The 20535-nt window shown below is 71.8% G+C and carries 18 protein-coding genes; 13 read left to right on the top strand and 5 right to left on the bottom strand.

Going from position 1 to position 20535, the window contains the following annotated elements:
- Positions 1-149 precede the first annotated feature (149 nt).
- From HFV08_RS08450 to HFV08_RS08390, 13 genes are all read left to right on the top strand, one after another.
- A complete protein-coding gene (locus HFV08_RS08450; RefSeq protein WP_168537456.1) occupies positions 150-773 on the top strand; it encodes a papain-like cysteine protease family protein in 624 nt (207 codons plus the stop codon).
- Positions 774-778: 5 nt separating this feature from the next.
- Positions 779-1630 carry a hypothetical protein gene (locus HFV08_RS08445; RefSeq protein WP_168537454.1) on the top strand — a complete coding sequence of 284 codons (852 nt, stop codon included), beginning with the start codon at positions 779-781 and terminating at the stop codon, positions 1628-1630.
- Between the two features lie 145 nt (positions 1631-1775).
- A complete protein-coding gene (gene uvrC / locus HFV08_RS08440; protein ID WP_168537452.1) occupies positions 1776-3902 on the top strand; it encodes an excinuclease ABC subunit UvrC in 2127 nt (708 codons plus the stop codon).
- Positions 3899-4852, top strand: coding sequence for an RNase adapter RapZ (gene rapZ, locus HFV08_RS08435; RefSeq protein WP_246341605.1), 954 nt, complete (start codon positions 3899-3901; stop codon positions 4850-4852). Before uvrC ends, rapZ begins: the two co-directional genes overlap by 4 nt.
- On the top strand, positions 4849-5910 hold the full coding sequence (locus HFV08_RS08430; protein WP_168537450.1) for a gluconeogenesis factor YvcK family protein: 1062 nt from the start codon (positions 4849-4851) through the stop codon (positions 5908-5910). The genes rapZ and HFV08_RS08430 overlap by 4 nt, the downstream gene beginning before the upstream one ends.
- Complete coding sequence (whiA, locus tag HFV08_RS08425) at positions 5901-6890, top strand: DNA-binding protein WhiA (protein WP_168537448.1); 990 nt, start codon at positions 5901-5903, stop codon at positions 6888-6890. Before HFV08_RS08430 ends, whiA begins: the two co-directional genes overlap by 10 nt.
- 259 nt (positions 6891-7149) lie before the next feature.
- A complete protein-coding gene (gap, locus tag HFV08_RS08420) occupies positions 7150-8157 on the top strand; it encodes a type I glyceraldehyde-3-phosphate dehydrogenase (RefSeq protein WP_168537446.1) in 1008 nt (335 codons plus the stop codon).
- Between the two features lie 122 nt (positions 8158-8279).
- The gene (locus HFV08_RS08415) at positions 8280-9491 is read left to right on the top strand and encodes a phosphoglycerate kinase (protein WP_168537437.1); all 1212 of its coding nucleotides are present in this window, start codon (positions 8280-8282) and stop codon (positions 9489-9491) included.
- 7 nt (positions 9492-9498) lie between these two features.
- Positions 9499-10278: a triose-phosphate isomerase gene (gene tpiA / locus HFV08_RS08410; protein WP_168537435.1), complete on the top strand. Its 780-nt coding sequence runs from the start codon at positions 9499-9501 to the stop codon at positions 10276-10278.
- A gap of 107 nt (positions 10279-10385) precedes the next feature.
- The gene (gene secG / locus HFV08_RS08405; protein ID WP_186095476.1) at positions 10386-10622 is read left to right on the top strand and encodes a preprotein translocase subunit SecG; all 237 of its coding nucleotides are present in this window, start codon (positions 10386-10388) and stop codon (positions 10620-10622) included.
- Positions 10623-10846: 224 nt separating this feature from the next.
- A complete protein-coding gene (locus tag HFV08_RS08400; protein WP_078845255.1) occupies positions 10847-11182 on the top strand; it encodes an RNA polymerase-binding protein RbpA in 336 nt (111 codons plus the stop codon).
- A 231-nt stretch (positions 11183-11413) separates the two neighbouring features.
- On the top strand, positions 11414-13066 hold the full coding sequence (pgi, locus tag HFV08_RS08395; RefSeq protein ID WP_168537433.1) for a glucose-6-phosphate isomerase: 1653 nt from the start codon (positions 11414-11416) through the stop codon (positions 13064-13066).
- Between the two features lie 133 nt (positions 13067-13199).
- Positions 13200-13676 (top strand): DUF2087 domain-containing protein, encoded by a 477-nt coding sequence (locus HFV08_RS08390; protein ID WP_168537431.1) that lies wholly within the window; start codon positions 13200-13202, stop codon positions 13674-13676.
- Between the two features lie 53 nt (positions 13677-13729).
- Here the strand turns inward: HFV08_RS08390 and pgl are convergent, their stop codons facing one another.
- The 5 genes from pgl to tkt form a co-directional block, all read right to left on the bottom strand.
- Positions 13730-14509, bottom strand: a complete 780-nt coding sequence (pgl, locus tag HFV08_RS08385) for a 6-phosphogluconolactonase (protein ID WP_168537429.1) — start codon at positions 14507-14509, stop codon at positions 13730-13732.
- Entirely contained in the window at positions 14506-15585 is a 1080-nt protein-coding gene (gene opcA, locus HFV08_RS08380; protein ID WP_168537427.1) for a glucose-6-phosphate dehydrogenase assembly protein OpcA, read from the bottom strand. The genes pgl and opcA overlap by 4 nt, the downstream gene beginning before the upstream one ends.
- On the bottom strand, positions 15582-17114 hold the full coding sequence (zwf, locus tag HFV08_RS08375; protein WP_168537425.1) for a glucose-6-phosphate dehydrogenase: 1533 nt from the start codon (positions 17112-17114) through the stop codon (positions 15582-15584). The genes opcA and zwf overlap by 4 nt, the downstream gene beginning before the upstream one ends.
- Before the next feature lie 4 nt (positions 17115-17118).
- Positions 17119-18261, bottom strand: a complete 1143-nt coding sequence (tal, locus tag HFV08_RS08370; protein ID WP_168537423.1) for a transaldolase — start codon at positions 18259-18261, stop codon at positions 17119-17121.
- Between the two features lie 106 nt (positions 18262-18367).
- The gene (tkt, locus tag HFV08_RS08365; RefSeq protein ID WP_168537421.1) at positions 18368-20470 is read right to left on the bottom strand and encodes a transketolase; all 2103 of its coding nucleotides are present in this window, start codon (positions 20468-20470) and stop codon (positions 18368-18370) included.
- Positions 20471-20535 lie beyond the last annotated feature (65 nt).

Below are 20535 nucleotides of genomic sequence, written 5' to 3'. Positions count from 1 at the left end.
CGGTGCGTTCACATCCGTACGCCGCGCGTTCACGTCGGCGGGTCATCCCGTATTGAAGCGTGTTGACCTGCACTGGACAACACCCGATGCTCATCGCAACGTCCGGACGTGCTCCTCACCTCCTCCACCCCACGGCAGGCAGGAACACGATGCGTCACAGAAACCCAACCCCCCTCCGGCACAGACGGCTCGCCGCGCTCACGCTCGCCGCCGCGGCCCTCTTCACGGTGCCGGCCACGACCGCCTCCGCCGCTCCCGCGCCCACGGGCCAGACGGCCCCGGCCGCCGCGGCCGCCTCGAACCAGCTCGGCATCACCATGCAGGCGCAGGAGCAGGACAACTGGTGCTGGGCCGCGAGCGGCAACACCATCGCGGACTACTACGGCCACGACTACAGCCAGAACACCTTCTGCAACGCCGCCTTCGGCCGGGCCACCGACAGCAGCTGCCCCAACTCGCAGGCCACCCTCGGTGACGTGCAGAACGCCTTCGACTGGGCGGGCATCAACTCCGGTTCGTATGTGAGCGGTTGGCTGAACTACTCGACCGTGCAGAGCGAGATCAACGCCGACCGGCCCGTCGAGACCCGCATCGGCTGGACCAGCGGCGGCGGCCACATGCACGTGATCTACGGCTTCGACACCGCGAGCAGCCTGGTCTACTGGGGCGACCCCTGGCCCTCCAGCGACCGCTACAACTGGGCCTCGCACTCCTGGTACACCAGCAACAACTCCTTCGACTGGACCCACTCGCTCTACCGGATCGGGGCGTGAGGACGATGACCGCAGCGCTCCACCGCCGCCTGCCCGCGGCCCTCGTCACCTCGGCCGCCGCCGCGCTCGTCCTCGGGCTCGGCGCCCCGGCGGCCACCGCCCAGGACAAGCCGGCCGCCCCCTCCGGCGCCAGCCTCTCGGCCGCGCACCGGGCCGCCGACTCCGCCGAGACCCGGGAGACCCTCGCCCGCTTCTTCGCCCGCGACGGCGCCCTCTCCCGCGCCGCCGCCGACCCCGAGGTGGGCGCCGAGACGGTGCCCGTCTACTACCTCTCGCCGCGGTTCGTGGCGGGTGAGAAGGACGCCGCCGTCGGGGAGTTGCAGTTCCTCGCGGGCAGGGCGGTCGCCTCCGACGGCCAGAAGGCCTCGCTGTGGACCGCGAAGCAGGGCGGCAGCTGGCAGGTCGTCAACATCGCCACCGGCGACGACGAGACCCGCTACGCCGCCCTCGGCGAGCGGAAGCTGCCCGGCGGCACGGTCTTCCACGAGCCGCAGATCGGCGCCTGGTACGTCCAGGGCGGGCAGCGGGTCCTGCCGCTGAACGCCGACGCGAAGAAGGCGGTCGGCAAACAGGGCACCACCCTCGCCGCCTACCAGAAGCGCGTGCACCGGGCCTACGGCGACAAGCTGCCCGGCTCCGCCTACGACAAGGCGGGCGAGGCCGGCGGCTTCGACCAGAAGGGCGCCGTCACCCAGCCCGCCGCCGGGCACCGCCACGCGCCCCCGGCCGCGCCCCGGGCCGGGGAGTCCGCGGATCCGGCCGTCACCACCGCCTCCGCCCTCGCGGGTGCGGGCGCCCTCGCGGCGCTCGGCCTGAGCGGGGCCTGGCTGGTGCGCGCCCGCCGCAACGCCCGGTGAGCTGAGGCCGGGCGGGGCCGCTCCTCCTGCGGCCCCGCCCGAGCGGCCCTCCGCCCCGGGAAGCGGCGCGGGCGGGCCCCGCGGGCGTCCCGGCGGGCGCCCGCGGGGGCCCGCTCCGTCGGTGCGCGGACGTAGGGTGTGGACCATGGCCGACCCCTCCAGCTACCGCCCGAAACCGGGACAGATCCCCGACTCCCCGGGGGTCTACCGCTTCCGCGACGACCACCGCAGGGTGATCTACGTCGGGAAGGCCAAGAGCCTGCGCCAGCGGCTCGCCAGCTACTTCCAGGACCTCGCCCACCTCCACCCGCGGACCAGGACGATGGTCACCACCGCCGCCTCCGTGGAGTGGACCGTCGTCTCCACCGAGGTCGAGGCGCTCCAGCTCGAATACTCCTGGATCAAGGAGTTCGACCCCCGGTTCAACGTCAAGTACCGCGACGACAAGAGCTATCCGTACCTCGCGGTCACGCTGAACGAGGAGTTCCCCCGGGTCCAGGTGATGCGCGGCCAGAAGAAGAAGGGCGTGCGCTACTTCGGTCCGTACGGCCACGCCTGGGCGATCCGGGACACCGTCGACCTGCTGCTGCGGGTCTTCCCGGTCCGCACCTGCTCCGCCGGGGTGTTCAAGAACGCGGTGCGCACCGACCGCCCCTGCCTGCTCGGCTACATCGGCAAGTGCGCGGCGCCCTGCGTCGGCCGCGTCGACGCCGAGGAGCACCGCGAACTCGCCGAGGAGTTCTGCGACTTCATGGCCGGACGCACCGGCACCTACATCCGCCGCCTGGAGGCGCGGATGACCGAGGCCGCCGAGGACATGGAGTACGAACGCGCGGCGCGGCTGCGCGACGACATAGAAGCCCTGCGCAAGGCGATGGAGAAGAACGCCGTCGTCCTCGCCGACGCCACCGACGCCGACCTCATCGCGGTCAGCGAGGACGAACTCGAAGCCGCCGTGCAGATCTTCCACGTCCGCGGCGGCCGGGTGCGCGGCCAGCGCGGCTGGGTCACCGACAAGGTCGAGGCCGTCACCACCGCCGACCTCGTCGAGCACGCCCTCCAGCAGCTCTACGGCGAGGAGCGCGGCGACGCCGTACCCAAGGAGGTGCTCGTCCCGGCGCTGCCCGAACCGGTCGAGCCGGTGCAGGAGTGGCTCTCCGGGCGGCGCGGCTCGCAGGTCTCGCTGCGCGTCCCGCAGCGCGGCGACAAGAAGGCGCTGATGGAGACCGTGGAGCGCAACGCCCTCCAGGCGCTCGGTCTGCACAAGACCAAGCGCGCCTCCGACCTCACCACCCGCTCCCGCGCCCTGGAGGAGATCGCCGAGGCGCTCGGCCTGGACAGCGCCCCGCTGCGCATCGAGTGCTACGACATCTCGCACCTGCAGGGCGAGGACGTGGTGGCCTCCATGGTCGTCTTCGAGGACGGCCTCGCCCGCAAGAGCGAGTACCGCCGCTTCCAGATCAAGGGCCGGGTCGGGGACACCCAGGTCTGGCACGGCGAGGGGCAGGACGACGTCCGCTCCATGCACGAGGTCGTCGCCCGCCGCTTCCGCCGGTACCTGGCCGAGAAGGAGCGGACGGGGGAGTGGGTCGACGGCGAGGAGCCGGAGGGCGAGCAGGCCGCGGGCCCCCGCGAGGAGGACGGCCGCCCCCGGCGCTTCGCCTACCCGCCGCAGCTGGTCGTCGTCGACGGCGGCGCGCCCCAGGTCGCCGCCGCGGCCAAGGCCCTGGGCGAGCTGGGCATCGACGACATCGCGGTCTGCGGACTCGCCAAGCGCCTGGAGGAGGTCTGGGTGCCGGGCGAGGGGGATCCGGTGATCCTGCCGCGCACCAGCGAGGGGCTGTACCTTCTCCAGCGGGTGCGCGACGAGGCGCACCGGTTCGCGATCACCTACCAGCGCAAGAAGCGCACCAAGCGGCTGCGGTCCGGACCGCTCGACGCGGTGCCGGGGCTCGGCGAGGCCCGCAAGCAGGCGCTGGTCAAGCACTTCGGCTCGGTGAAGAAGCTGCGGGCCGCGACCATCGAGCAGATCTGCGAGGTGCCCGGCGTCGGCCGCAAGACGGCCGAGACCATCGCCGCCGCCCTGGCCGGCTCGGCACCCTCCGCGCCCGCCGTGAACACCGCCACCGGAGAGATCATGGACAGCGAGGAGTCCGCGGAGGCGCAAGACTGGGTCGCGGAGCGGGAGCCGGGGACCGCGACGGTCCCCGACCACGGCCCCGCTCCGGACACCGCGGACCTCACCGACCGACAACGGGGGCAGGAATCATGAGCGAGCACGAGACACAGCAGACCGGCACCGCACCGGCGCCCGGCCCGGCCGACGACCGGCAGCAGGCGCCCGAGGCGGGCACCGAACCGGTCATCCCCGAGCTGGTGATCATCTCCGGCATGTCCGGGGCGGGCCGCTCCACCGCGGCCAAGTGTCTGGAGGACCTGGGCTGGTTCGTCGTCGACAACCTGCCGCCCGCGCTGATCCCGACCATGGTCGAGCTCGGCGCCCGCTCGCAGGGCAACGTCGCCCGGATCGCCGTCGTCGTCGACGTGCGCGGCAGACGCTTCTTCGACAATCTGCGCGAATCCTTCGCCGATCTGGAGACCCGGCACGTCACCCGCCGGATCGTCTTCCTGGAGTCCTCCGACGAGGCCCTGGTGCGCCGCTTCGAGTCGGTGCGCCGCCCGCACCCGCTGCAGGGCGAGGGCCGCATCGTCGACGGCATCGAGGCCGAGCGCGAGCTGCTGCGCGAACTGCGCGGCGACGCCGACCTGGTGATCGACACCTCCAGCCTCAACGTCCACGAGCTGCGGGCCAAACTCGACGCCCAGTTCGCGGGCGAGGAGGAGCCCGAACTGCGGGCCACCGTCATGTCCTTCGGCTACAAGTACGGGCTGCCCGTCGACGCCGACCTCGTGGTGGACTGCCGCTTCCTGCCCAACCCGCACTGGGTGCCGGAGCTGCGGCCGTTCACCGGACTCAACGAGGAGGTGTCGGGGTATGTCTTCAACCAGCCCGGTGCCAAGGAGTTCCTCGACCGGTACACCGAGCTGCTCCAGCTCATCGCCGCGGGGTACCGCCGCGAGGGCAAGCGCTATGTGACGATCGCGGTCGGCTGCACAGGTGGCAAGCACCGGTCCGTCGCCATGTCGGAGAAGCTCGCCGCCCGACTCGCCACCGAAGGTGTGGAGACCGTCGTCGTCCACCGGGACATGGGACGCGAATGACATCGAGCACTTCCCGGCTGCGCAGAATGCTCCGGGAGACCCCCGCCGTACCGGCGGCACGGACCGGCCGCGCACGCCGGGCCAGCCGCCGCGGCACCCAGCCGAAGGTGGTCGCCCTCGGCGGCGGGATGGGGCTCTCCGCCTCGCTCGCCGCCCTGCGCCGCATCACCGGGGACCTGACCGCCGTGGTCACCGTCGCCGACGACGGCGGCTCCAGCGGGCGGCTCCGCGACGAGCTGGGCGTGCTGCCCCCGGGCGACCTGCGCAAGGCGCTGGCCGCGCTGTGCGGCGACGACGACTGGGGCCAGACCTGGGCCCGGGTCATCCAGCACCGCTTCCACTCCCAGGGCGAGCTGCACGACCACGCGGTCGGCAATCTGCTGATCGTCGCCCTGTGGGAGCAGCTCGGCGACCACGTCCAGGCCCTCGACCTGGTCGGCACCCTGCTCGGCGCACACGGCCGGGTCCTTCCGATGTCCGCGGTCCCCCTCGAACTCCAGGCCCTGGTGCGCGGGCACGACCCCGCGCGCCCCGAGGAGGTGGAGACCGTCCGCGGGCAGGCCACCGTGGCGCTCACCCGCGGCGAGGTGCAGTCCGTGCACCTGGTGCCCGAGGACCCGCCCGCCGTACCGGAGGCCGTCGCGGCGGTGCTTGACGCCGACTGGGTGGTTCTCGGCCCCGGATCCTGGTTCTCCTCGGTGATCCCGCACCTGCTCGTGCCCGAACTGCTGGAGGCCCTGACCCGCACCAAGGCGCGCCGGGTGCTCTCGCTGAACCTCGCGCCCCAACCCGGCGAAACCGAGGGCTTCTCCCCGCAGCGTCATTTGGAGGTTTTGGGCCGACACGCCCCTAAACTCGCCCTCGACGTGGTGCTGGCCGACGAGGCCGCCGTGCCCGACCGCGAGGTGCTGACCGAAGCCGCCAAGAGCTTCGGCGCCGCGGTCGAACTGGCTCCGGTGGCCCGGACCGACGGCAGCCCGAGGCACGACCCGGAGCTGCTGGCCGCCGCGTACGACCGTATTTTCCGGATGCATGGAAGGATCGGCCCATGGCGATGACGGCAGAGGTCAAGGACGAGGTCTCCCGGCTCCCCGTCACCCGGACCTGCTGCAGAAAGGCGGAGGTCTCGGCGATCCTGCGCTTCGCGGGCGGGCTGCACCTCGTCAGCGGCCGCATCGTGATCGAGGCGGAGCTGGACACCGCGATGGCGGCCCGGCGGCTCAAGCGCGACATCCTGGAGATCTTCGGGCACAGCTCCGAACTGATCGTGATGGCCCCCGGCGGACTGCGCCGCGGCTCACGCTATGTCGTACGGGTGGTCGCCGGCGGTGACCAGCTGGCCCGGCAGACCGGACTCGTCGACGGCCGGGGCCGCCCGATCCGCGGGCTGCCCCCGCAGGTGGTCTCGGGGGCCACCTGTGACGCCGAGGCCGCCTGGCGCGGGGCCTTCCTCGCGCACGGCTCGCTCACCGAGCCGGGCCGCTCCTCCTCGCTGGAGGTCACCTGCCCGGGACCGGAGGCCGCCCTCGCCCTGGTCGGCGCGGCCCGCCGGCTCTCCATCGGCGCCAAGGCCCGCGAGGTGCGCGGCGTCGACCGGGTGGTGGTCCGCGACGGCGACGCCATCGGGGCCCTGCTCACCCGCCTCGGCGCCCATGAGTCGGTGCTCGCCTGGGAGGAGCGGCGGATGCGCCGCGAGGTGCGGGCCACCGCCAACCGCCTCGCCAACTTCGACGACGCCAATCTGCGCCGCTCCGCGCGGGCCGCGGTCGCCGCCGGTGCCCGGGTGCAGCGCGCCCTGGAGATCCTCGCCGAGGAGGTGCCCGAGCACCTCGCGGCCGCCGGCCGGCTGCGCATGGAGCACAAGCAGGCCTCCCTGGAGGAGCTGGGCGCGCTCGCCGATCCGCCGCTGACCAAGGACGCGGTGGCGGGCCGGATCCGCCGCCTGCTCGCGATGGCCGACAAGCGGGCCCAGGACCTCGGGATCCCCGGCACCGAGTCCAATCTGAGCGAGGAGCTCGCGGACAATCTCGCGGGCTGACCGAGGACCGTTCACGGAGCGGACCGCGGGGGCCGCGAGCCGCCGAAGGGCGTACGCGGCGGCCCCGTTGACCGGCCCCCTTCGAGTGCACCGCCGCGGCGGCCACCACCCGTACTCACGGGTAGTGGCCGCCGGCCCGTTCACGGGGCGGCTCGATGTCACTGAAGGGAGCCGGGAGAGGTAGGGTCGGAGGCGGTCGGGGACATCCCATACAACTCGCCGGCGTCGAAACCCGGCGTACCAACGAGGAGATCGGTTCGTGACGATCCGCGTAGGCATCAACGGCTTCGGCCGCATCGGGCGTAACTACTTCCGTGCGCTCCTTGAGCAGGGTGCGGACATCGAGATCGTGGCTGTCAACGACCTGGGTGACACTGCGACGACGGCGCACCTGCTCAAGTACGACACCATCCTCGGACGCCTGAAGGAGGACGTGTCGCACACCGCGGACAGCATCACGGTCGGCGGCCACACCATCAAGGTCCTGTCCGAGCGCAACCCGGCCGACATCCCCTGGGGCGAGCTGGGCGTGGACATCGTGATCGAGTCCACCGGCATCTTCACCAAGCGTGAGGACGCCGCCAAGCACCTCGCCGGCGGCGCCAAGAAGGTCCTCATCTCGGCTCCGGCCAAGGACGAGGACATCACCATCGTGATGGGCGTCAACCAGGAGAAGTACGACCCGGCGAAGGACCACGTCATCTCCAACGCCTCGTGCACCACCAACTGCGTGGCGCCGATGGCCAAGGTCCTCGACGAGAACTTCGGCATCGTCAAGGGCCTGATGACGACGGTGCACGCGTACACCAACGACCAGCGCATCCTGGACTTCCCGCACAAGGACCTGCGCCGCGCCCGCGCCGCCGCCGAGAACATCATCCCCACCACCACCGGTGCCGCCAAGGCCACCGCGCTGGTCCTGCCCCAGCTCAAGGGCAAGCTGGACGGCATCGCGATGCGCGTCCCGGTCCCGACCGGCTCGGTCACCGACCTGGTCGTCACCCTGGACCGCGAGGTCACCAAGGACGAGGTGAACGCCGCCTTCCAGAAGGCCTCCGAGAGCGCCGAGCTCAAGGGCCGCCTCACCTACACCACCGACCCGATCGTCTCCTCGGACATCGTCTCCGACCCGTCGTCGTGCACCTTCGACTCCTCGCTGACCATGGCCGAGGGCACCCAGGTGAAGATCATCGGCTGGTACGACAACGAGTGGGGCTACTCCAACCGCCTCGTCGACCTCACGGTCTTCGTCGGCGAGCAGCTCTGATCCGTATCTGACACGGCAGGCACCGCGATGTGATCGACAGGGCTCGGGCAGCACGCCCGGGCCCTGTCGCGCATGCCTGCCGGGCAGCCCCCTGACCTCAGAGCTCTCCTAGGAGTTGAGTTGTGAAGACGATCGACGAACTTCTCGCCGCGGGTGTCGAAGGCAAGCGGGTCTTCGTCCGCGCCGACCTCAACGTGCCGCTCGCCGACGGCGCCATCACCGACGACGGCCGCATCCGCGCCGTGCTGCCCACCGTCGAGGCGCTCGCCGGGGCGGGCGCGAAGGTGGTCGTCGCCTCCCACCTCGGCCGCCCCAAGGGCGCGCCCGACCCGGCCTTCTCGCTGCTGCCCGCCGCCGAGCGGCTCGGTGAACTCCTCGGCGCGCCCGTCGCCTTCGCCGAGGACACCACCGGACCCGCCGCGCAGGCGGCCGTCGACGGCCTGCAGCCGGGACAGGTCGCCGTGATCGAGAACCTGCGCTTCAACCCGGGCGAGACCAGCAAGGACGACACCGAGCGCGGCGAGTTCGCCGACCGGCTCGCCGCGCTCGCCGATGTGTACGTGGGCGACGGCTTCGGCGCGGTGCACCGGGGGCACGCCTCGGTCCTCGACCTGCCGGCCCGGCTGCCGCACTACGCCGGTTATCTGATCGGCGCCGAGGTCGAGGTCCTGCAGAAGCTCACCGAGGACGTGAAGCGCCCGTACGCGGTCGTGCTCGGCGGGGCCAAGGTCTCCGACAAGCTCGGCGTGATCGACCACCTCCTGGAGAAGGCCGACCGCATCCTGATCGGCGGCGGCATGGCCTACACCTTCCTCAAGGCCCAGGGCCACGAGGTCGGCAAGTCGCTGCTCCAGGAGGACCAGGTACCGGCCTGCCGGGACTATCTGGACCGGGCGAAGGAGCGCGGCGTGGAGTTCGTGCTCCCCGTCGATGTCCTGGTCGCCCCCGACTTCCCGGACCTGAAGACCAAGGCCCCCGCCCACCCCACCACCGTCCCCGCGGACGCCATCCCGGCCGATGAGGAGGGGCTGGACATCGGCCCGAAGACGCAGGAGCTGTACGCCGCCAAGCTCGCGGACGCGGCCACCGTCTTCTGGAACGGCCCGATGGGTGTCTTCGAGCACCCGGACTACGCCGGGGGCACCAAGGCGGTCGCCCGGGCCCTGCTCGACAGCCCGGCCTTCACCGTCGTCGGCGGCGGTGACTCGGCCGCGGCCGTGCGCCTGCTCGGCTTCGACGAGAATGCCTTCGGCCACATCTCGACCGGCGGCGGCGCCAGCCTCGAATACCTCGAGGGCAAGACGCTCCCCGGCCTCGCCGCACTAAAGGACTGAACACCTGATGAGTGAGACCCGTACGCCGCTGATGGCGGGCAACTGGAAGATGAACCTCAACCACCTGGAGGCCATCGCCCACGTCCAGAAGCTCGCCTTCGCGCTCGCGGACAAGGACTACGAGGCCGTCGAGGTCGCCGTCCTGCCGCCGTTCACCGACCTGCGCTCGGTGCAGACCCTGGTCGACGGCGACAAGCTGAAGATCAAGTACGGTGCCCAGGACGTCTCCGCGCACGACTCCGGCGCCTACACCGGCGAGATCTCCGGCCCGATGCTCGCCAAGCTGAAGTGCACCTATGTGGCCATCGGCCACTCGGAGCGCCGCCAGTACCACGACGAGACCGACGAGATCGTCAACGCCAAGGTCAAGGCCGCCTTCAAGCACGGCCTCACCCCGATCATGTGCGTGGGCGAGGGCCTGGAGGTCCGCAAGGCCGGCAACCAGGTCGCGCACACCCTCGCCCAGGTCGAGGGCGGACTGAAGGACGTCCCCGCCGAGCAGGCCGAGTCCGTGGTCATCGCCTACGAGCCGGTCTGGGCGATCGGCACCGGCGAGGTCGCCACCCCCGAGGACGCCCAGGAGGTCTGCGGGGCGATCCGCGACTCCCTGGCCAAGCTGTACTCGCCGGAGCTGGCCCAGAAGGTGCGGATCCAGTACGGCGGCTCGGTCAAGTCGGGCAATGTGGCCGCGATCATGGCGCAGCCCGACGTGGACGGTGCCCTGGTGGGCGGCGCCGCACTGGACGCGGACGAGTTCGTCAAGATCGTGCGCTTCCGCGACCAGTGAGTATGCGCTAGCGCAGTTCCGTCGTACTCTTGCGGGGCCGGAGCACCTGAGTCCGGCCCCGCTGTCCGTACAGATCCGGGGGAATGCCCCGGAAAGGGAGTCCAGCCGTGGAATTGGGGTTCTCGATCGCCCTTATCGTCTTCAGCCTGCTGCTGATGCTGCTTGTGCTGATGCACAAGGGCAAGGGCGGCGGCCTCTCCGACATGTTCGGTGGCGGTATGCAGTCGTCCGTCGGCGGCTCCTCGGTCGCCGAGCGCAACCTCGACCGGATCACGGTCGTGGTCGGTCTGCTGTGGTTCGCGTGCATTGTCGTGCTCGGGTTGCTGATGAAGGTCAACAACTGACGTGCACCACCGTGCCGTATGACCTGACGCCGGCCCCATGCCGGGTACGCGCTCGCGAGCGCGGCCTATCATGGGGCTTGCGTGTCCGCCGGGGCCGTTCTCTCCCCTCACCGGACGCGGGTTGAGCCTTACGCAGACTTCAGGCGCCGCAGCGGAGGGGGGTCGTCCCTCGCGGCACAGCCGCTGCCGACGCAGTGCAGCACTTCACGCAGGGAGTTACGACCGTGGCAAGTGGCAACGCGATCCGGGGAAGCCGGGTCGGGGCGGGGCCGATGGGCGAGGCCGAGCGCGGTGAGTCCGCGCCCCGGGCGCGCATCTCCTTCTGGTGCTCCAACGGACACGAGACCCAGCCCAGCTTCGCCAGTGACGCGACCGTGCCCGACACCTGGGACTGCACGCGCTGCGGCTTCCCGGCCGGGCAGGACCGCGAGAACCCGCCGGACCCGCCGCGCACCGAGCCGTACAAGACGCACCTCGCGTACGTACGGGAGCGGCGCAGCGACGAGGACGGCGAGGCGATCCTCGCCGAGGCCCTCGCCAAGCTGCGGGGCGAGATCTGAGAATGCCGGCCGGGTGCCCAAGTGCGCCCGGCCCGCGGTGTTTTCACGGGTCCTGACGGCGGCCTGACCACGGGCCGCGCGCGGGACGGCACCGCTGGGGCGCGTCCGTTCCGCCGCGCGCGTGCCCCGGGCACCGGCTCCGCCCTGCGGTCCGCCGCCGCCCGCTCTGATCAATTAGGTTGGAGCGGCGGGGCACGACGTACGCAAGGACGAGAGAAGGCGGAAGCCCGTATGAACGCAACAAGCCCTTCCCGGCTCGACCGGACCGCCGCGTGGCAGGCGCTGGACAAGCACCGGCAGGAGCTGGGGGAGGTGCGGCTGCGGGAGCTGTTCGCCGCGCACCCCGGGCGCGGGGACGCGTACACCCTCCAGGTCGGCGATCTGCACCTGGACTACTCCAAGCACCTGGTGACCGACGAGACCCTGCGGCTGCTGCGGGAACTGGCCGAGGCCACCGGGGTGTTCGCCCTCAGGGACGCGATGTTCCGCGGCGAGAAGATCAACACCACCGAGGACCGGGCGGTGCTGCACACCGCGCTCAGGGCCCCGCGGGACGCGGTGATCGAGGTGGACGGCGCCGATGTGGTGCCCGAGGTGCACGCCGTCCTCGACCGGATGAGCGCCTTCGCCGACCGGGTCCGGGGCGGCGAGTGGACCGGCCACACCGGGCGGCCGATCCGCAATGTCGTCAACATCGGCATCGGCGGCTCCGACCTCGGCCCCGCCATGGCCTACGAGGTGCTGCGCTCCTTCACCGACCGCGCGCTGACGGTGCGTTTCGTCTCCAACGTCGACGGCGCCGACCTCCACGAGGCCGTCCGCGACCTGGACCCCGCCGAGACCCTCTTCGTCATCGCCTCGAAGACCTTCACCACCATCGAGACGATCACCAACGCCACCTCCGCCCGGGACTGGCTGCTCACCGAGCTGCGGGCCGGTCAGGAGGCCGTGGCCAAGCACTTCGTGGCGCTGTCCACCAATGCCGAGAAGGTGGCCGCCTTCGGCATCGACACGGACAACATGTTCGAGTTCTGGGAGTGGGTCGGCGGCCGCTACTCCTACGACTCGGCGATCGGCCTCGCGCTGATGATCGCCATCGGCCCCGAGCGCTTCCGCGAGATGCTCGACGGCTTCCACCTGGTCGACGAGCACTTCCGCACCGCGCCCCCCGAGGCCAACGCCCCGCTCCTGCTGGGTCTGCTCGGCATCTGGTACGGCAACTTCCACGACGCCCAGTCGCACGCCGTACTGCCCTACTCGCACTACCTCTCGCGGTTCACCGCCTACCTCCAGCAGCTCGACATGGAGTCCAACGGCAAGTCCGTGGACCGCGCGGGCGAGCCGGTCGACTGGCAGACCGGACCGGTCGTCTGGGGCACTCCGGGCACCAACGGGCAGCACGCCTACTACCAGTTGATCCACCAGGGCACCAAGCTGATCCCCGCGGACTTCATCGGCTTCGCCAACCCGGTGCACGACCTCCAGCCCGGGCTGATCGCCCAGCACGACCTGCTGATGGCCAACTTCTTCGCCCAGACCCAGGCGCTCGCCTTCGGCAAGACCCCCGAGGAGGTACGCGCCGAGGGCACCCCCGAGGAACTCGTCCCGCACAAGACCTTCCGGGGCAACCACCCCACCACCACCATCCTGGCCGGGAAGCTCACCCCCTCGGTGCTCGGGCAGCTGGTCGCCCTCTACGAGCACAAGGTCTTCGTACAGGGCGCGATCTGGAACATCGACTCCTTCGACCAGTGGGGCGTCGAGCTGGGCAAGGTCCTCGCCAAGCGCATCGAGCCCGCGCTCACCGAGGGCGCCGAGGTGCCGGGCCTGGACCCCTCCACCCGGGCACTGGTCGCCAAGTACCGCCAGTACCGGGGGCGTTGACCCGCACGCGGCAGGGCGCGGGGGCGCGCGGACAGCGCCCGTTCCCGCGCCCGCGCCGCCCGTAATGGGGATGCGGGAGCCGCCCGCGTGGACAAGACTGCGCGGGCACCCCCCGACTCCCGAGGAGAGACCCATGGACCACCTGCTGGCCGCGCTCGCGGACCCCGAACGCCAGCGGCTGTACGCGCGGATCGTGCTCGGGCAGCTCGCGCCCCGCGAGGTCGAGCAGGTGCGGCGCCCGCTCGCCCGGCTGCTGCAGAGCGGTCTGGTCCAGCGGCAGGAGGACGGGAGCCTCACCGCCGACCCGGAGGTCTTCCGGCGGGTCCGCCCCGCGGAGCCGAGACCCGAGGTGCCCCGGGCCCTGGTCGGCTTCTTCGCCCGCGGCCGCCTGACCGCCATCCCGGTACGGCCCGCGGTCCGCCATGAACTCCTCGTCCACCTGACGGCCAAGTTCTTCGCCGCCGACCGCAGTTACACCGAGCGGGAGATCAACGAGGCCTTCGCCGAGGTGCACGACGACACCGCGGCCCTGCGGCGCCACTGCGTCATCGAGGGCCTCCTCGTCCGCGAACGGGACGGCAGCCACTACCGCTTGGCCGAAGCCGCCTGAGGCCCGTACCGCCACCGCGGTACGGGCCTCTTCGCGGGCCGGGGGCCCCGGGCTCAGGCGACCGCCGGGGGCCGCAGCTCCACCGGGAGTTGGGAGGCCGCCGCCCGGTCGAGCAGCCACAGGGTGCGGGCGCGGCCCCGGGCGCCCGCGGCGGGGGCCTGGATCTCGCCCGCGCCGGAGAGCGCGATGGCCGCCGCGTTCGCCTTGTCATCGCCCGCCGCGAGCAGCCACACCTCGCGGGCCGCCCGGATCGCGGGCAGGGTCAGCGAGACCCGCAGCGGCGGCGGCTTGGGCGCGCCGTGCACCCCGACCACCGTGCGCTCCCGCTCGCGGACCCCGGGCAACTCCGGGAAGAGCGAGGCGACATGGGTGTCCGGACCGACGCCGAGCAGCAGCACGTCGAAGCCGGGCACCCCCGAGTGGTCCTCGGGGCCGGCCGCCGCCGCGAGCTCGCGGGCGTAGGCCTCGGCCGCGGCGTCCACATCCGCGTGCGCCCCGTCCGAGGCGGGCATGGTGTGCACCCGTCCCGGGTCGAGCGGCACCGCGTCGAGCAGCGCCTCGCGGGCCTGGGTGGCGTTGCGCTCCGGGTCGCCCTCGGGCAGGAAGCGCTCGTCGCCCCACCACAGGTCGAGCCGGGACCAGTCGATCGCGTCCCGGGCCTTCGAGGCGCCGAGCGCGGCGAGCAGGCCGTTGCCGTTGCGCCCTCCCGTCAGCACCACCGAGGCGGTGCCGCGGGAGGACTGGGCGTCCACGATCCGGGTGATCAGCCGGGCCGCCGCGGCCTGGGCCATCAGCTCCTTGTCGCGGTGGACGACGAGCTGCGGTGCGCTCACTTCGCCGTCGCCTTCTTCGCCGGGGCCTTCTTGGCGGGGGCCTTCTTCGCCGGCGCGCTCTTCTCCGCGGCGCCGGAGCCGGTCTGCTCCCCGTCCGGCCCGGCGGTCTCCCGGGCCTCGGAACCGGGCTCGCGCACCGGCGCACCGGTCGCGTCGTAGAGGTGCTCCACGCCGAAGCTCAGCGCCGCCGCGTAGGTGTCGTCCGGGTCGAGCCTGCGCAGCTCCTCGGCGATCAGCTCGGCGGTTTCCCGCCGCTTGAGGGCCACCGCCCGCTCCGGCTGGCCCTGCACCGAGAGGGTGGCGAGCGAGCCGTCGGCGCGGTCGAGCGCGACCGGCCCGCAGTCCGTCTCCATCCGCACCGCGGTCAGTCCGGGGCCCGGCGAGAGGGTGCGCTCCACCGGTACGCCGAGGCGCTCCGCGAGCCACATGGCGAGCAGCTCACAGCTCGGGTTGAACTCCTCGCCCTCCACGACGACCGAGGTCACCGTGCAGTTCACCTGGTCCAGCGCGGCGGCGATCATCGAGCGCCAGGGCGTGATCCGGGTCCAGGCGAGGTCGGTGTCCCCGGGGGTGTAGGCCTCCGAGCGCGCGGTCAGCTCCTCGATGGGCTGCTCGGCGGCGTAGGTGTCGGTCACCCGGCGCTGGCCGAGCTTGCCGAGCGGGTCCTGCGCGGGGTCGAGCGGCGCGTTGACCGGCCACCAGACCACCACCGGGGCGTCCGGCAGCAGCAGCGGAAGCACCACCGACTGCGCGTGGCCCACCACCTCGCCGTACAGCCGGACCACCACGGTCTCGCCGGTGCCCGCGTCGGCGCCGACCCGCACCTCCGCGTCGAGCCGGGAGCTCGTACGGTCCCGGGGCGTGCGCGAGACGCGGCGGATGACGACGAGGGTTCGGGAGGGGTGTTCGCGCGAGGCCTCGCCCGCGGCGCGCATCGCGTCGTAGGCGTTCTCCTCGTCGGTGACGATGACCAGGGTGAGCACCATGCCGACGGCAGGGGTGCCGATGGCGCGGCGGCCCTGCACCAGCGCCTTGTTGATCTTGCTGGCCGTGGTGTCCGTGAGGTCGATCTTCATGGCCGACGCCAGCTCCGTCCGTCTCGTTCGAGCATTTCGTCCGCCTCGACGGGGCCCCAGGTGCCCGCGGGGTACTGCGCGGGCTTGCCGGACCGGTCCCAGAACTGCTCGATCGGGTCGAGGATCTCCCAGGACAGCTCCACCTCCTCCGTGCGCGGGAAGAGGTTCGAGTCGCCGAGCAGCACATCGAGGATCAGCCGCTCGTACGCCTCGGGGCTGGACTCCGTGAAGGACTCGCCGTACGCGAAGTCCATCGAGACGTCCCGCACCTCCATCGAGGTGCCCGGCACCTTCGAGCCGAAGCGCAGGGTCACGCCCTCGTCCGGCTGCACCCGGATGACCAGGGCGTTCTGCCCCAGTTCCTCGGTGGCGGTGGAGTCGAAGGGGGAGTGCGGCGCGCGCTGGAAGACCACCGCGATCTCGGTGACCCGGCGGCCGAGGCGCTTGCCGGTGCGCAGATAGAAGGGCACGCCCGCCCAGCGGCGGTTGTCGATGCCGAGCCGGACGGCCGCGTAGGTGTCGGTCTTCGACTTGGCGTCGATGCCCTCCTCCTGGAGGTAGCCGATCACCTTCTCGCCGCCCTGCCAGCCCGCCGCGTACTGGGCGCGCACGGTGGCGGAGCCGAGGTCCTTGGGCAGCCGGACCGCGCGCAGCACCTTGGTCTTCTCCGCCGCCAGCGAGGCCGCGTCGAAGGAGGCGGGCTCCTCCATCGCGGTCAGCGCGAGCAGCTGGAGCAGGTGGTTCTGGATGACGTCGCGGGCGGCGCCGATGCCGTCGTAGTACCCGGCGCGGCCGCCGATGCCGATGTCCTCGGCCATGGTGATCTGCACGTGGTCGACGTAGGACCGGTTCCAGATCGGCTCGAAGAGGGTGTTGGCGAAGCGGAGCGCCAGGATGTTCTGGACGGTCTCCTTGCCGAGGTAGTGGTCGATCCGGAAGACCTGGTCCGGGGCGAAGACCTCGTGCACGATCGCGTTGAGTTCCTTCGCGGAGGCCAGGTCGTGCCCGAAGGGCTTCTCGATGACCGCGCGCCGCCAGGAGCCGTTCTGCTCGTCGGCCAGCCCGTGCTTCTTGAGCTGCTGGACGACCTTGGGGAAGAACTTCGGCGGTACGGAGAGGTAGAAGGCGAAGTTGCCACCGGTGCCCTGCGCCTTGTCCAGGTCCTGGATGGTGGCGCCCAGCTGCTCGAATGCGGCGTCGTCGTCGAAGTCGCCCTGGACGAACCGCATCCCTTGCAGCAGCTGCTGCCAGACCTCCTCGCGGAAGGGGGTGCGGGCGTGCTCCTTGACGGCGTCGTGCACGATCTGGGCGAAGTCCTCGTCCGCCCAGTCGCGGCGGGCGAAGCCGATGAGGGCGAAGCCGGGCGGCAGCAGTCCGCGGTTGGCCAGGTCGTAGACCGCGGGCATCAGTTTCTTGCGGGACAGATCGCCCGTGACCCCGAAGATCACCAGACCCGACGGCCCCGCGATACGCGGGAGCCGCCGGTCCGCGGGATCACGAAGCGGATTCGCTTCGTGCGCAGATGACAAGGTGTCAGCCCTCCGAGGGCGCGAGGCGCTTGAGCTCTGCCTCGGTCGACTTGAGCAGGTCGTTCCACGAGGACTCGAACTTCTCGACGCCCTCCTTCTCCAGGAGCAGCACCACCTCGTCGTAGGAGATGCCCAGCTTCTCGACGGCGTCGAGATCGGCCCGGGCCTGCTGGTAGGTGCCCCGGACGGTGTCGCCCGTGATGGAGCCGTGCTCCGCGGTCGCCTCCAGGGTGGCCTCCGGCATGGTGTTGACGGTGCCGGGCGCGACCAGGTCGTCCACGTACAGGGTGTCCTTGTACGCCGGGTCCTTCACGCCGGTCGAGGCCCACAGCGGGCGCTGGCGGTTGGCGCCCGCCTTCTCCAGGGCGGCCCAGCGGCCGGGGGCGGCCGTCGAGCCGTCGGCGGAGCCGAAGACCTCCTCATAGGCCTGGTAGGCGAGGCGGGCGTTGGCGACGGCGGACTTGCCGCGCAGCGCCTTCGCCTCGTCGGTGCCGAGCGCGCCGAGGCGCTTGTCGATCTCGGAGTCGACCCGGGAGACGAAGAAGGAGGCCACCGAGTAGATCGTGGCGAGGTCGAGCCCCGCGGCCTTCGCCTTCTCCAGGCCCGCCAGGTAGGCGTCCATGACGGCCCGGTAGCGCTCCAGGGAGAAGATCAGCGTGACGTTGACGCTGATGCCCCGGCCGATGACCTCGGTGATCGCGGGCAGGCCCGCCTCGGTCGCCGGGATCTTGATCAGGGTGTTCGGCCGGTCCACCAGCCAGGCCAGCTGCTTGGCCTCGGCGACGGTGGCCCGGGTGTCGTGCGCGAGGCGCGGGTCGACCTCGATGGAGACCCGGCCGTCCTGGCCGCCGGTCGCCTCGTGGACCGGGCGCAGGATGTCGGCGGCGTCCCGGACGTCCGCCGTGGTGATCATGCGGAGGGCTTCCTCGACGGTGACCCTGCGGGCCGCGAGGTCGGCGACCTGGGTCTCGTAGCCGTCCCCGGCGGAGATCGCCTTCTGGAAGATCGACGGATTGGTGGTGACACCCACGACGTGCTGCTGGTCGATCAGTTCGGCGAGGTTGCCGGACGTGATCCGCTTGCGCGACAGGTCGTCCAGCCAGATCGCGACGCCCTCCTCGGAGAGGCGCTTGAGTGCGTCTGTCATGGAAATTGCATCTCCTGCTTCGTCTGCTTGTTCAGCTCGGCGGGCGCACCGCTTCGTGCGCCCCGGTGGACGCGAGGACCGACGGCTCGGTTGCCGTCTGCTCGCGTCAGCGTCCTGCGGCGTCGAGGGATTCCCGCGCGGCGGCGACGACGGCCTCGGCGGTGAACCCGAACTCCTCGAAGAGGACCTTGCCGTCCGCCGAGGCACCGAAGTGCTCCAGGGAGACGATCCGGCCCGCGTCCCCGACGAAGCGGTACCAGGTCAGGGCCACGCCCGCCTCGACCGCGACCCGGGCCCGCACCGACGGCGGCAGCACCGAGTCCCGGTAGGCCTGGTCCTGCTCCTCGAACCACTCCACGGACGGCATCGAGACCACCCGGGCGGGCACGCCCTGGGCCTGCAGCTGCTCGCGCGCGCCGACCGCGAGCTGCACCTCGGAGCCGGTGCCGATGAGCACCACCTGCGGTTCGACGGTCTGCCCGTCCTTGTCCTCGGCCTCCTGGAGGACGTAGCCGCCCTTGGCGGTGCGCTCGTCGGGCTCGTAGGTGGGCACGCCCTGGCGGGTGAGGACCAGGCCGTGCGGGGCCCCCTTGCCGTACACCTTGGTGTGGCGGCGCAGGATCTCCCGCCAGGCGAGCGCGGTCTCGTTGGCGTCGGCGGGGCGGACGACGTTCAGGCCCGGGATGGCGCGCAGCGAGGCCAGCTGCTCCACCGGCTGGTGGGTCGGGCCGTCCTCGCCGAGGCCGATCGAGTCGTGCGTCCAGACGTAGGTGACCGGCGCGTGCATCAGCGCGGAGAGGCGTACCGCGTTGCGCATGTAGTCGGAGAACACCAGGAAGGTGCCGCCGTAGATACGGGTGTTCCCGTGCAGCGCGATGCCGTTCATGGAGGCGGCCATCGCGTGCTCGCGGATACCGAAGTGGATGGTGCGGCCGTACGGACTGGCGCCCGGCAGCGGGTTGCCCGCGGGCAGGAACGACGAGGTCTTGTCGATCGTCGTGTTGTTGGAGCCCGCGAGGTCGGCGCTGCCGCCCCACAGCTCCGGCACGACCGGGCCGAGGGCCTGGAGCACCTTGCCGGAGGCGGCGCGGGTGGCCAGCGACTTGCCCGTCTCGAAGACCGGCAGCTCCTTCTCCCAGCCCTCGGGCAGCTCGTCCGCGGCGATCCGGTCGAAGCGCGCGGCGTGCTCGGGGTTGGCGGTGCGCCAGGAGGCGAAGGACTTCTCCCACTCGGCGCGGGCCTCGCGGCCGCGGTCCAGCAGGCCCCGGGTGTGCGCGAGGACCTCCTCGCCCACCTCGAAGGACTTCTCCGGGTCGAAGCCGAGCACCCGCTTGGTCGCCGCGACCTCCTCGTCACCGAGCGCCGAGCCGTGCGCGGCCTCGGTGTTCTGCGCGTTCGGGGCGGGCCAGGCGATGATCGAGCGCATCGCGATGAAGGACGGGCGGTCGGTGACGGCCTTGGCCGCCTCGATCGCGCGGAACAGTGCCTCGGGGTCGAGGTCGCCGTCCGCCTTCGGCTCCACCCGCTGCACGTGCCAGCCGTAGGCCTCGTAGCGCGCGACGGTGTCCTCGGAGATCGCGGCCTCGGTGTCGCCCTCGATCGAGATGTGGTTGTCGTCCCACAGCAGGATCAGATTGCCGAGCTTCTGGTGGCCGGCCAGCGAGGAGGCCTCCGCGGAGATGCCCTCCTGGAGGCAGCCGTCGCCCGCGATCGCGTAGACGTAGTGGTCGAAGGGGGAGGTGCCGGGCGCGGCGTCCGGGTCGAAGAGGCCGCGCTCGTAGCGGGCGGCCATCGCCATGCCCACCGCGTTGGCGACGCCCTGGCCGAGCGGCCCGGTGGTGGTCTCCACGCCCGGGGTGTGCCCGTACTCCGGGTGGCCCGGCGTCCTCGAACCCCAGGTGCGGAAGGACTCCAGGTCCTCCAGCTGGAGCCCGAACCCGCCCAGGTACAGCTGGATGTAGAGGGTCAGGGAGGAGTGGCCCGCGGAGAGGATGAACCGGTCGCGGCCCGTCCAGTCGGTGTCTGCGGGGTCGTGCCGCATCACCTTCTGGAACAGCGTGTAGGCGGCCGGGGCCAGGCTCATCGCCGTCCCGGGATGACCGTTGCCCACTTTCTGCACGGCATCCGCTGCCAGTACGCGAACGGTGTCCACCGCCCGCTGGTCCAGATCGGTCCACTGAAGGTCTGTGGTGGTCGGCTTGGTGCTCACCCTGAGTCAGGGCTCCTCTCCACAAGTCGGATGCCGGCGGTCTTGACGCGCACCGGCCATTGCCG

It is taken from the genome of Streptomyces physcomitrii (assembly GCF_012273655.1).
Lineage (GTDB): Bacteria > Actinomycetota > Actinomycetes > Streptomycetales > Streptomycetaceae > Streptomyces > Streptomyces physcomitrii.
Note: the sequence above shows the minus strand (reverse complement) of the source record. Positions and strands in the feature narration are given on the sequence as shown.